Origin of the sequence: Leifsonia sp. CL147, from assembly GCF_900114565.1 — a bacterium.
Taxonomy (GTDB): Bacteria; Actinomycetota; Actinomycetes; order Actinomycetales; family Microbacteriaceae; genus Leifsonia.
This window is the reverse complement of the sequence record NZ_FOTM01000008.1, coordinates 63,619-76,214: the sequence shown is the minus strand read 5'-3', so window position 1 is coordinate 76,214 and position 12,596 is coordinate 63,619. Positions and strand designations below refer to the sequence as shown.

Below are 12,596 nucleotides of genomic sequence, written 5' to 3'. Positions count from 1 at the left end.
GTCAGAGGATCTCGAGGTTGGTCAGCAGCTCGTAGGGGGTGACCTGCGCCCGGTACTCCGCCCACTCCTTGCGCTTGTTGAGCAGGACGTAGTTGAAGACCTGCTCGCCCAGCGTCTCGGCGACGAGCTCCGACTCCTCCATCAGGGAGATGGCGTGGTCGAGGCTCGCGGGGAGCTGGTTGTACCCCAGGGCGCGGCGCTCGGCGTCGGACATTCCCCAGACGTTGTCTTCTGCCTCCGGCGGGAGCTCGTACTGGTTCTCGATCCCCTTGAGGCCGGCGGCGAGGAGCAGCGAGAACGCCAGGTACGGGTTCGCGGCCGAGTCGATCGCCCGGTACTCGACGCGCGAGCTCTGGCCCTTGCTCGGCTTGTACAGCGGGACGCGGACCAGCGCGGAGCGGTTGTTGTGACCCCAGCAGACGAAGCTCGGGGCCTCGTCGCCGCCCCAGAGGCGCTTGTACGAGTTCACGAACTGGTTCGTGACCGCGGTGATCTCGGGCGCGTGGCGCAGGAGACCGGCGATGAAGTGCCGGCCGATCTTCGAGAGCTGGTACTGGGCGCCCGGCTCGAAGAACGCGTTCGTGTCGCCCTCGAACAGGGACATGTGGGTGTGCATCCCCGAACCCGGGTGGCCCGACAGGGGCTTCGGCATGAACGTCGCGTACACGCCCTGCTCGATCGCCACCTCCTTGATGACCGTGCGGAAGGTCATGATGTTGTCCGCCGTCGTCAGTGCGTCGGCGTAGCGGAGGTCGATCTCGTTCTGGCCGGGGCCCGCCTCGTGGTGGCTGAACTCGACCGAGATGCCGAGATCCTCGAGCATGCGGACGGAGCGACGGCGGAAGTCGTGCGCCGTGCCGCCCGGCACGTTGTCGAAGTAGCCCGCGGAATCCACGGGCTCCGGGCCCTCCGTGCCGAACTGGGACGACTTCAGCAGGTAGAACTCGATCTCGGGATGCGTGTAGAAGGTGAAGCCGCGGTCGGCCGCCTTCTCGAGCGTGCGCTTGAGCACGTTGCGCGGGTCGGAGACCGAGGGCTGGCCGTCCGGTGTCGTGATGTCGCAGAACATCCGGGCGGTCGGATCGATCTCGCCGCGCCACGGGAGGATCTGGAACGTGGTCGCATCGGGCAGCGCGAGCAGGTCGGACTCGTAGGCGCGCGTCAGGCCCTCGATCGCGGAGCCGTCGAAGCCCAGACCCTCGCTGAATGCTCCCTCGACCTCGGCGGGCGCGATGGCGACGGACTTCAGCGTGCCGACGACATCGGTGAACCAGAGCCTCACGAACTTGACGCCACGCTCCTCGATCGTACGAAGAACGAAGTCGCGCTGCTTGTCCATCCTGCCCCTTTCCTCGGCCGATCCCAGACTAGTGGGTGAGAGCCCCGGCCGAATCGTGGCGGGCTGGGGCGGGCGAACATTCGTCACGAATCGTCGCTTCACGCGAGCGGAACGCGACATTCGTCACGAATCACCGCTTCACGCGAGCGGAACGCGACATTCGTCACGAATCGTCGCTTCACGCGAGCGGAACGCGACATTCGTCACGAATCGTCGCTTCACGCGAGCGGAACGCGACATTCGTCACGAATCACCGTCCTAGACTGGCCGCATGACTGAGCAGTCGCCGGTGCCCTCCGTCCATCCCGCCACCTCGTCCATGCAAGCGCTGAAGCGGGTGCGCACGCGCCACTTCCAGGCGGCGAAGGAGGAACGGTCGCCGTTCACCGGGCTGACGAGCTACGACATGCTCACCGCGCAGATCTTCGACGAAGCGGGGATCGACTTCCTGCTCGTCGGGGACTCCGCCGCGAACAACGTGCTCGGGTACGACACCACCCTTCCCGTGACGGTCGACGACCTCATCCCGCTCACCCGCGCGGTGGCTCGTGCCGTGAAGCGCGCGTTCGTGGTCGCCGACATGCCGTTCGGCTCCTACGAGACCGGGCCGCTGGAGGCGTTGCACACGGCGGTGCGGTTCATGAAGGAGACCGGCGCCCACGCGGTCAAGCTCGAGGGCGGGCGTCGCAGCGCCGAGCAGATCCGGCGCATCGTGGATGCGGGCATCCCGGTGATGGCGCATGTCGGCTTCACACCGCAGAGCGAGCACGGGCTCGGCGGTCACCTGGTGCAAGGCCGCGGGGATGCAGCGGACCAGCTCCTGGCCGACGCGCACGCCGTCGAGGACGCGGGAGCCTTCGCCGTCGTCCTCGAGATGGTGCCGGCGGAAGTGGCCAAGCGCGTCACGGCCGAGCTGCGCATCCCGACCATCGGCGTCGGCGCCGGTCCGGATGTGGATGGACAGCTGCTGGTGTGGACGGACTGGGCCGGCTTCACCACCGGTCGCGTCCCGCGCTTCGTGAAGCAGTACGCCGACCTGAAGACGGTGCTCGCCGACGCTGCCCGCGCGTACAAGGCGGACGTCCAGGCCGGCTCGTTCCCCACGTCGGAGCACAGCTTCTGACGCCGGGCGTCGACCGACACGCGTCAGCGGTTGTCGGCGGCGTCCTCCTCCGCCCACTTGGCGGAGTTCTCGCGCAGCTTCTCCAGCGCGTGCTCCGCCTCCTCGCGGGTGTCGAACGGACCGACACGGTTCGGCGCGGGCGACAGGAAGCCCTGCTCGACCTCGCCGGTCTTCATGTTGTACCAGAACTTGTGCTCGGCATCCTGCTTGATGCCGTACTCGTCGCTCGTCATAGAGTTGATGGTATGCCCAAGGATTCCGCCGGTCACCTGGTCCCCGGCCGAGTGAGCCCGATGCGTCCGGTGCCCAGCCGGATCGCCCGCCCCGAGTACGTGGGGCGGCCGGGACCGGCGCCTCACACGCGCGGCGACGTCTACACGCCGGACGAGGTGGAACTGATCCGCGAGGCCGGCCGGATCGCCGCGCAGGCCATCGAGCGGGTCGGCCAGGCGGTCCGCCCGGGCGTCACCACGGAGGAGCTGGATGCGATCGGGCACGAGTTCCTGCTGGCGGCCGGCGCCTATCCCTCGACGCTCGGCTACCGCGGCTACCCGAAGTCGATCTGCAGCTCGGTGAACGAGGTGATCTGCCACGGCATCCCCGACGACACGGTGCTGGAGGACGGCGACATCGTCAACATCGACATCACGGCGTACAAGGACGGCTTCCACGGCGACAGCAACCAGACCTTCATCGCCGGGACGGCCACCGACGAGGTCGGCCGGCTGGTCGAGCGGACCCGGGAGGCGCTGAACCGCGGCATCAAGGCCGTCGCCCCCGGCCGGCAGGTGAATGTGATCGGACGGGCGATCGAGTCCTACGCCAAGCGTTTCGGCTACGGCGTGGTCCGTGATTTCACCGGTCACGGTGTGGGCGCCGCATTCCACTCGGGCCTGATCATCCCGCACTACGACGCGGCGCCCGCCTTCGACGACGTCATGGAGCCCGGGATGGTGTTCACCATCGAGCCGATGCTCACCCTCGGCACGCACGAGTGGGAGATATGGGCGGACGACTGGACCGTCGTCACGCGCGACCGCAGCCTCACCGCCCAGTTCGAGCACACGCTCGTGGTCACCGAACGCGGCGCCGAGGTCCTCACACTCCCCTGAGGGCTGTGCGGCGATCCTCTCCTCCGTGGAGGCGCGGTAGATTCGACGCATGACGCAGAAGCACGCGATCGGCATCGACATCGGCGGTACGGGGATCAAGGGGGGCCTGGTCGATCTGACGACCGGCGAGCTCCTCAGCGACCGGGTGAAGCTGCCGACACCGGCCGGCGGCAAGCCGGACGACATCGTCGAGACGACGAAGCTGATCGTCGACCAGCTCGCGAAGGAGGAGCCGGATGCCCCCGTCGGCATCTGCTTCCCCGCCATCGTCAGCCACGGCGTCACGCTCTCGGCCGCGAACGTCTCCAAGGACTGGATCGGCCTGCGCGCCGAGGACCTCTTCGAGAAGGCGCTCGGCCGCGACATCCACTTCGTCAACGATGCGGATGCGGCGGGCTACGCCGAGACGCGGTTCGGCGCGGCCAAGGGCAAGGACGGCCTGGTCATCATGACGACGCTGGGCACGGGCATCGGTTCCGCACTCATCTACGACGGCATCCTCATCCCGAACGCCGAGCTCGGCCACCTGGAGGTCGACGGTCACGACGCGGAGTCGCGGGCGGCCTACTCGGCGAAGGAGCGCGACGACCTCAGCTGGGAGAAGTGGGCGAAGCGCCTCCAGAAGTACTACACCACGGTCGAGTTCCTCTTCACCCCGGACCTCTTCATCGTGGGCGGCGGCGTCTCCAAGCACTACGAGGACTTCCTGCCCCTGCTCGACCTGAAGACGCCGATCGTCCCGGCCGTGCACCGCAACAACGCGGGCATCCTCGGCGCCGCGGCCCTGGCCGTGCGCGACGAGCGCCGGGAGCGCGGCGAGCGCGGGCGCACCGCGGAGGTCGGCACGCCGGACGACACGCCGGCGGTCGCGCGCTAGCCGGCGGCGCGCGGCGCCGCGCCGCGTATCGAAGGAGATCGGGTGCCGAATCTCCTTCGAATGGCAGTAGTGAAGGAGATTCGAACGCGGTTCGTTCGAATCTCCTTCGCTTCCCACTCGGGCTGATCGGCCTGGGCGTGAGCATCCCGCATGGATTCGGCGGGAGTCCGTTAGGGACGCGTTAGGACCCCGGCCGGGCGCATCCAAGCGGGTGTGGAATCTCTCCTGCCATCGCCGAACGGCATGGCGTCCTCTGGATGGAGAGAAGTCATGCTCGACGTCGTCTACCTGCTCGCTGTGGCCGTGCTCGCGCTCGGCGTCGGCCTGGTCGCCCGGGCGGTCGAGAAGCTGTGATCGTCCTCACGATGGTCGCGGCCCTCCTGGCCGTCGCCGCGATCGGCTACCTGCTCGTCGCGCTCGTGAAGCCGGAGCGGTTCTAGTGGAGGGCTGGCTCCCGGTCGCGAACCTGGCGACGCTCGTCCTCCTGCTGGGGGTCGCCTACCGGCCCCTCGGCGACTACATGGCCCGCGTGTTCACCTCCGAGCGCGACGCGCGCGTGGAGCGCGGCGTGTACCGGCTGATCGGTGTGGACCCGCGCGCTTCGCAGTCGTGGCCGGCCTACCTGCGCGCCGTTCTGGCGTTCTCGGTCGTCGGCATCCTCCTCGTGTACGGCCTGCAGCGGCTGCAGCAGTTCCTGCCGTACTCGCTCGGCCTGCCCGCCGTCCCGGAGGGGACGGCGTTCAACACGGCCGTCTCGTTCGTCACCAACACGAACTGGCAGTCCTACTCGCCCGAGCTGACCCTGGGCTACAGCGTTCAGGCGCTGGGACTGGCGGTGCAGAACTTCGTGTCGGCGGCCGTCGGGATCGCCGTCGCCATCGCACTGGTGCGCGGGTTCGCGTCGCGCTCCACCGGCTCCATCGGCAACTTCTGGGTGGATCTGCTTCGGGCGACCGTGCGCATCCTGCTGCCGCTCTCGCTCGTCGCCGCTGTCGTCCTCGTCGCGGGCGGAGCGATCCAGAACCTCAACGGCTTCCAGGACGCGCACACCCTCGCGGGCGCGACGCAGAGCATCCCCGGCGGACCTGTCGCCTCGCAGGAGGCGATCAAGCTGCTCGGCACGAACGGCGGCGGCTTCTTCAACGTCAACTCCGCGCATCCGTTCGAGAACCCGACGGCCTGGACGAACCTCCTGGAGGTGCTGCTCATGCTGCTGATCCCGTTCTCGCTCCCGCGCACCTTCGGGACGATGGCCGGCGACACGCGGCAGGGGTACGCGATCCTCGGGACGATGGCGCTGCTGTTCACCGCCTCCCTCGCCGCCATGAGCCTGTTCGAGGCGGCGTCGGGAACCCTGGAGGGCAAGGAGACGGTGTTCGGGATGTTCGGCTCGACACTGTTCGACACGGCCAGCACCGCCACCTCCAGCGGCGCCGTCAACTCGATGCTGGACAGCTACAGCCCGCTCGCCGGGATGATGGCGCTGATCAACCTGATGCTGGGCGAGCTCGTGCCCGGAGGCGTCGGCTCCGGCCTGTACGGCATCCTCGTCATCGCGATCGTCGCCGTCTTCATCGCCGGGCTCATGGTCGGCCGGACACCGGAGTACCTGGGCAAGAAGCTCGGCGCCCGGGAGATCAAGCTGGCGAGCCTCTACATCCTCACGACGCCCGCGATCGTGCTGCTCGGCACGGGGCTCAGCTTCGCGATCCCGGGCATCCGCGCGGACGTCCAGCAGACCTCGATCCTCAACCCCGGGCTGCACGGCTTCACCGAAGTCCTCTACGCGTTCACCTCGGCGGCGAACAACAACGGGTCGGCCTTCGCCGGCCTGACGGCGGCGACCCCGTGGCTCAACGCCTCACTGGGCGTCGCCATGTTCCTCGGGCGCTTCCTCCCGATCGTCTTCGTGCTCGCGCTCGCCGGCTCCCTGGCAGCGCAGGGCCGCATCCCTGTGACGGCCGGGACACTGCCGACCCACCGCCCGCAGTTCGTCGGTCTGCTGGCCGGGACGATCCTGCTGGTCTCGGCTCTCACCTACTTCCCCGTTCTCGCGCTGGGTCCCCTCGCAGAAGGACTGCACTGACATGACCACCACCACCGCTCTCCGCTCCGAGCCGAACGCGACGACCGCTCCGGCCGGCGCCTTCTCCCCCGGCCAGCTCGTCTCCGCCCTTCCGGGTGCCCTGCGCAAACTCGATCCCCGCTTCCTGTGGCGCAATCCGGTGATGTTCATCGTGGAGGTCGGCGCAGCGCTCACCACCGTCATCGCGGTGGCGCAGCCCTTCGTCGGGCCGGGCGCCGGCGGCGCGGAGGCCGCCTCCCTCCCCTTCACCGGGAGCATCGCCGCCTGGCTCTGGCTGACCGTCGTCTTCGCCAACCTCGCCGAGTCCGTCGCCGAGGGCCGCGGCAAGGCCCAGGCGGCCACGCTCCGGCAGACCCGCTCGACGACGCCCGCCCACCGGGTCACCGCGTACACCGACGACGATCCGGAGGCGCGGCTCGCCCCGCTGGAGCGGATCGCGTCGAGCGACCTCCGGCTGGGCGACGTGGTGGTCGTCGCGGCGGGAGAGCTCATCCCCGGCGACGGGGACGTCATCCAGGGCATCGCGACGGTCGACGAGTCGGCGATCACCGGCGAGTCGGCACCGGTGGTGCGCGAGTCCGGAGGCGATCGGAGCGCCGTGACGGGCGGGACCCGCGTGCTCTCGGACCGCATCGTGGTGCGCATCACGAGTAAGCCGGGCGAGACGTTCGTCGACCGGATGATCGCTCTGGTGGAGGGTGCCGCACGCCAGAAGACACCGAACGAAGTGGCCCTGAACATCCTCCTGGCCAGCCTGTCGATCGTCTTCACGATCGTCGTCCTGGTGCTCCCGGCCGTCGCAGGCTACTCGAATGCCTCCCCGTCCGTCCCCGTGCTCGTGGCGCTGCTGGTGTGCCTCATCCCGACGACCATCGGCGCCCTGATCTCGGCCATAGGCATCGCCGGGATGGACCGCCTCGTGCAGTACAACGTCCTCGCGATGTCGGGACGTGCGGTGGAGGCGGCGGGCGACGTGACGACGCTGCTCCTGGACAAGACGGGCACGATCACCTACGGCAACCGGCGCGCGACCGAGTTCACGACGGTCGGAGAGACGGCGGGCCAGACGCTCGTGCGTGCCGCCGCGCTGTCCTCCCTGAGCGACCCGACGCCGGAGGGCGTGTCGGTGGTGCAGCTCGCGGAGAGCCTCGGCTTCGAGAAGCCCACCGGCGCCACCGGATCCATGGGCGCGTCCGGCGCGTCCCGCCCCGACGGGTCCACCGTCGTCCCCTTCACCGCCCAGACACGCATGAGCGGCCTCGATCTCGCCGACGGCTCCCAGCTGCGCAAGGGTGCGGCGAGCGCCGTCGTCACCTGGGTCCGCGAATCCTCGGCCCTCTCGCCGGGCGAACTGGAGGAGCTGGATGCTGCGGTCGAGCGGATCTCGCGGACCGGCGGCACCCCGCTCGCCGTGGCCGTGCGCTCGCCGCAGGGCGCAGCATCCCTTCTCGGCGTCATCCAGCTCCGGGATGTGGTCAAGTCCGGCCTCGCCGAGCGGTTCGCCGATCTGCGGAGGATGGGCATCCGTACGGTCATGGTCACCGGCGACAACCCGCTGACCGCCCAGGCGATCGCCGCAGAGGCAGGCGTCGACGACTTCCTCGCGGAGGCGAAGCCGGAGGACAAGCTGGCTCTGATCCGGCGCGAGCAGGAGGGCGGGCGCCTCGTCGCGATGACCGGCGACGGCACGAACGATGCGCCCGCCCTGGCGCAGGCCGATGTCGGCGTGGCGATGAACACCGGAACCTCCGCGGCGAAGGAAGCAGGCAACATGGTCGACCTCGACTCGGACCCCACCAAGCTGATCGACATCGTACGGATCGGAAAGCAGCTCCTCATCACCCGCGGCGCGCTGACGACGTTCTCCATCGCCAACGACGTCGCGAAGTACTTCGCCATCATCCCCGCGATGTTCGTCGCCGCGTTCCCGGGGCTGGGCGCACTCAACGTGATGGGACTGCATTCGCCGGACTCGGCCATCCTGTCCGCCGTGATCTTCAACGCGATCGTGATCGTGCTGCTGATCCCGCTCGCGCTGCGCGGCGTACGGTATCGCCCCGTGTCGGCGTCGTCGCTGCTCACCCGGAACCTGCTGATCTACGGGCTCGGAGGGATCGTGGCGCCGTTCATCGGGATCAAGCTGATCGACCTCGTCGTCTCGCTGATCCCCGGGTTCTGACACCGCTTCCCGGCCCGCTCCCTTTCGAAAGGAACACCCGCATGAATCCCCTCCGCGGCGCGTGGCGTCGCTACTGGGTCGCCCTCCGCGCGATGCTCGTCTTCACGGTGGTCCTGGGCGCGGCGTACACGCTGGCCGTCACGGCCGTCGCCCAGCTCGCCCTCCCCACTGCGGCGAACGGGTCGACGGTCTCGTCGGGCGGCAGGATCGTCGGCTCGGTCCTCATCGGCCAGTCGTTCACCGATGCCGCAGGGAGGCCGATCCCCCAGTGGTTCCAGTCCCGCCCCTCGGCGGCGACCGCACCCGGGAGCACCGGGGGCACCGGGAAGCGGGGATACGACGCCGGCGCTTCCAGCGGCAGCAACCTGGCCGCCTCCAACCCCGCCCAGCAGAAGGCTGTCGACGAGCGTACGCGGGTCATCGAGACGACGGACGGCGCCACGCCGTCCCAGATACCGGACGACGCCGTCACCGCCTCCGGCTCCGGGCTCGACCCGCACATCTCCCCCGCCTACGCTCTCCTCCAGGTGAAGCGCGTGGCGGAGGCGCGCGGGCTGCCCGAGGAGGCCGTCCGGCGCCTGGTCGAGTCTAGGATTCAGGGACGGGACCTCGGCTACCTCGGGGAACCGACCGTGAACGTGCTCCAGCTGAACCTCGCCCTGGCGGGGCTCCGGCGCTGACAGCAGATGGGCCGATAGATGCCTCGTGGTCACCTGCGCGTGATGCTCGGCGCCGCTCCGGGCGTCGGCAAGACCTTCGCGATGCTCGAGGAGGGCAAGCGGCTCCTCGCTGCCGGCAAGGACGTGGTGGTCGCGGTCGTGGAGACTCACGGCCGGGCGGCCACGGCGGCCATGCTGGAGGGCCTCGAAGTCGTGCCGCGACGCCGGATCGAGCACCGCGACGTGACGCTCAGCGAGCTGGACCTGGATGCGGTCCTCGCACGCGCGCCGCAGGTCGCGCTGGTCGACGAGCTGGCCCACACCAACGTGGGCGGCGCCGGGAACGCCAAGCGCTGGCAGGACGTCGAGGCGATGCTGGAGGCCGGCATCAGCGTGATGTCGACCGTCAACATCCAGCACATCGAGTCGCTGAACGATGTCGTGGAGCAGATCACCGGCGTGCACCAGCAGGAGACCATCCCGGATGCGGTGCTGCGCCGGGCGGACCAGATCGAGGTCGTCGACCTGGCACCGCAGGCGCTCCGCGACCGGCTCGCCGAGGGCGTCGTCTACCCGGCCGCCCGGATCGACGCAGCCCTCTCGCACTACTTCCGGCTCGGCAACTTGACCGCGCTGCGCGAGCTGGCCCTGCTCTGGCTCGCCGACGAGGTCGACAGCGCACTGCAGCAGTACCGCGCCGAGCACGGGATCGCCGGCGCCTGGGAGGCGCGCGAGCGCGTCGTTGTCGCCCTGACCGGCGGACCCGAGGGCGAGACGCTGCTCCGCCGCGGCGCCCGGATCGCCGCCCGCAGCTCCGGAGGCGACCTCCTCGCCGTCCATGTCACGAGCGAGGACGGCCTGCGCGAGACGGCTCCCGATGCGCTGGCGGCTCAGCGGGCGCTGGTGGAGCAGCTGGGCGGCAGCTACCACCAGGTCGTCGGCAGCGACATCCCGACGGCGCTCGTGGAGTTCGCCCGCGCGGAGAACGCCACGCAGCTGGTCATCGGCGTGTCGCGGAGGAGCCGGCTCGCCGCGCTCCTGACCGGGCCTGGGATCGGTGCGACGGTCATCCGCGAGTCGGGTCCGATCGATGTGCACATCGTCTCGCACGACCGGGCGGGCGGCCGCTTCTCGCTGCCGCGGCCGAAGGGCGGGCTGACCGTCCGCCGGCGGGTGTACGGGTTCGTGCTCGCCCTGCTCGGCGGTCCCCTCCTGACCCTGTTCCTCACGACCAGCCTCCGCTCACGGGAATCGATGACCGCGGATGTGCTGAGCTATCAGCTCCTCGTCGTGGTCGTCGCCCTCGTCGGCGGGATCTGGCCGGCGATCTTCGCGGCCCTGCTGTCCGGCCTCACCCTCGACTACTTCTTCGTGGATCCGCTCTACACGATCACCGTGGGTGAGCCGCTGCACCTGGTCGCGCTCATCCTGTACGTCGTCATCGCGATCCTGGTGAGCCTCGTCGTCGACCAGGCGGCCCGCCGAAGCCGCGCGGCGCTGCGGGCGGGGGCGGAGGCCGAGCTGCTGGCGACGGTCGCCGGCGGGGTGATCCGCGGCGAGGACGCACTGCAGGCGCTGGTGACCCGCACGCGGGAGGCGTTCGGGCTCACCGGGGTTCGCCTCCTGATCGCGGATGAGGGCGAACCCGCGGTCGTCGCGACGTCCGGGGAGCCCTCGATCCCGCCGCGCGTCCAGCCGGTACCGGTCGGCACGCGCGGGACGCTGGAGCTGTCCGGCCGCGACCTCGAGGCGAGCGACCACCGCCTCCTCGCCGCGATCGTGGCGCAGCTGGATGCGGCGCTCGAGCACCGGGAGCTCGCGGCGACCGCGTCCGAGCTCGGTCCCCTGGCCGAGGTCGATCGGGCCCGCAGCGCGCTGCTCGCCGCCGTCGGCCACGACCTGCGTCGTCCGCTCGCGGCCGCGACCGCTGCGGTCACGACGCTGCGGCAGGCGGACCTGAAGCTGAGCGACGACGACCGCGAGACCCTGCTGGAGACGGCCGAGGACAGCCTCGGCAACCTCGCCACCCTGGTCACCAACCTGCTCGACGTGAGCCGGGTGGAGGCGGGCGTGCTCGGTGTCTCCCTCAGCGCGACCGAGATCGACGACATCGTGCTCCCGGCGCTCGACGAGCTGGGACTGGGACCGGCCGACGTCGAGCTGGATCTTCCTCCCGGCGTCCCGCCGCTCCTGGCCGACGGCGTCCTGCTGCAGCGGGTGCTGGTGAACCTGCTCGGCAACGCGCTCCGCTACAGCCCGCGGGACCGGCCCCCGGTCGTCGCGGCGAGCGAGTTCGCCGGCACCGTGCAACTCCGGGTGATCGACCACGGCCCGGGAATCCCCGGCGAGCGCAGGGAGGCGGTGTTCGTGCCGTTCCAGCGGCTCGGCGACACCGACAACGACGCCGGCATCGGCCTGGGCCTCGCCCTGTCCAAGGGATTCGTCGAGGGCATGGGCGGAACGCTCGACGCCGAGGACACCCCGGGCGGCGGACTGACGATGGTGGTCTCCCTCCCGGCGGCCGGGGAGGAGACGGCATGAGGGTGCTGATCGCGGACGACGACCCGCAGATCCTGCGCGCGCTGCGCATCCTGCTGACAGCGCGCGGGTACGAGGTGCACACCGCGCGCACGGGCGCCGAAGCGCTGTCGCTCGCGGTCGAACAGCATCCCGACCTGGTCATGCTCGACCTCGGGATGCCGCAGCTCGACGGAATCGAGGTGATCGAGGCGCTGCGCGGCTGGTCGAGCGTGCCCATCCTCGTCGTCTCCGGCCGCACGGGCTCCGCCGACAAGGTGGATGCGCTCGACGCGGGCGCCGACGACTACGTCACCAAGCCGTTCGCAGCCGACGAGCTGCTGGCGCGCATCCGGGCCCTCACCCGCCGGCAGGCGGCGGCGACGGACGAGCCGGTGGTCGCGTTCGGCGACATCACGGTCGACCTCGCCGCACGCCAGGTGACCCGTCGCACTGGGGACATCACCGAGACCGTCCGACTTACTCCGACCGAGTGGGCCATCGTCGAGGTGCTCCTGCGCAATCCCCGCCGCCTCGTCACCCGCCAGGCGCTCCTCACCCAAGTGTGGGGACCGCAGTACACGAGCGACACCGGCTACCTGCGGCTGTACCTCGCCCAGCTGCGGAAGAAGCTCGAACCAGTGCCCTCGCACCCCCGCTACCTGCTCACCGAACCCGGGATGGGGTACCGGTTCGTGCCCGAC

The 12,596-nt window shown here is 70.1% G+C and carries 10 protein-coding genes and 1 pseudogene; 9 read left to right on the top strand and 2 right to left on the bottom strand.

Annotated features, from left to right (window positions below):
- Nucleotide 1 precedes the first annotated feature (1 nt).
- Nucleotides 2-1,339, bottom strand: a complete 1,338-nt coding sequence (gene glnA / locus BM287_RS09045; protein WP_090038524.1) for a type I glutamate--ammonia ligase — start codon at nucleotides 1,337-1,339, stop codon at nucleotides 2-4.
- A gap of 271 nt (nucleotides 1,340-1,610) precedes the next feature.
- Here glnA and panB point away from each other — a divergent pair, with 271 nt between their 5' ends.
- Complete coding sequence (gene panB, locus BM287_RS09040) at nucleotides 1,611-2,462, top strand: 3-methyl-2-oxobutanoate hydroxymethyltransferase (RefSeq protein WP_090038526.1); 852 nt, start codon at nucleotides 1,611-1,613, stop codon at nucleotides 2,460-2,462.
- 23 nt (nucleotides 2,463-2,485) lie between these two features.
- Here panB and BM287_RS09035 read toward each other — a convergent pair whose 3' ends face one another.
- Nucleotides 2,486-2,695: an SPOR domain-containing protein gene (locus BM287_RS09035; RefSeq protein ID WP_090038528.1), complete on the bottom strand. Its 210-nt coding sequence runs from the start codon at nucleotides 2,693-2,695 to the stop codon at nucleotides 2,486-2,488.
- A gap of 12 nt (nucleotides 2,696-2,707) precedes the next feature.
- Here BM287_RS09035 and map point away from each other — a divergent pair, with 12 nt between their 5' ends.
- The 8 genes and pseudogenes from map to BM287_RS08995 all read left to right on the top strand — a co-directional run.
- The gene (map, locus tag BM287_RS09030) at nucleotides 2,708-3,574 is read left to right on the top strand and encodes a type I methionyl aminopeptidase (RefSeq protein ID WP_090038529.1); all 867 of its coding nucleotides are present in this window, start codon (nucleotides 2,708-2,710) and stop codon (nucleotides 3,572-3,574) included.
- Nucleotides 3,575-3,623: 49 nt separating this feature from the next.
- A complete protein-coding gene (gene ppgK / locus BM287_RS09025) occupies nucleotides 3,624-4,451 on the top strand; it encodes a polyphosphate--glucose phosphotransferase (protein WP_090038530.1) in 828 nt (275 codons plus the stop codon).
- Between the two features lie 350 nt (nucleotides 4,452-4,801).
- Nucleotides 4,802-4,891 carry a potassium-transporting ATPase subunit F gene (locus tag BM287_RS17520; protein ID WP_139230638.1) on the top strand — a complete coding sequence of 30 codons (90 nt, stop codon included), beginning with the start codon at nucleotides 4,802-4,804 and terminating at the stop codon, nucleotides 4,889-4,891.
- The gene (kdpA, locus tag BM287_RS09015) at nucleotides 4,891-6,537 is read left to right on the top strand and encodes a potassium-transporting ATPase subunit KdpA (RefSeq protein WP_090038534.1); all 1,647 of its coding nucleotides are present in this window, start codon (nucleotides 4,891-4,893) and stop codon (nucleotides 6,535-6,537) included. The genes BM287_RS17520 and kdpA overlap by 1 nt, the downstream gene beginning before the upstream one ends.
- Before the next feature lies 1 nt (nucleotide 6,538).
- Nucleotides 6,539-8,716 (top strand): potassium-transporting ATPase subunit KdpB, encoded by a 2,178-nt coding sequence (gene kdpB, locus BM287_RS09010; protein WP_090038537.1) that lies wholly within the window; start codon nucleotides 6,539-6,541, stop codon nucleotides 8,714-8,716.
- A 41-nt stretch (nucleotides 8,717-8,757) separates the two neighbouring features.
- Nucleotides 8,758-9,396 (top strand): potassium-transporting ATPase subunit KdpC, encoded by a 639-nt coding sequence (gene kdpC, locus BM287_RS09005; protein WP_090038541.1) that lies wholly within the window; start codon nucleotides 8,758-8,760, stop codon nucleotides 9,394-9,396.
- A gap of 18 nt (nucleotides 9,397-9,414) precedes the next feature.
- On the top strand, nucleotides 9,415-11,916 hold the full coding sequence (locus BM287_RS09000) for a DUF4118 domain-containing protein (protein WP_090038544.1): 2,502 nt from the start codon (nucleotides 9,415-9,417) through the stop codon (nucleotides 11,914-11,916).
- Nucleotides 11,913-12,596, top strand: a pseudogene (locus tag BM287_RS08995) (response regulator); the annotation flags it as partial. The gene BM287_RS09000 and the pseudogene BM287_RS08995, both read left to right, overlap by 4 nt.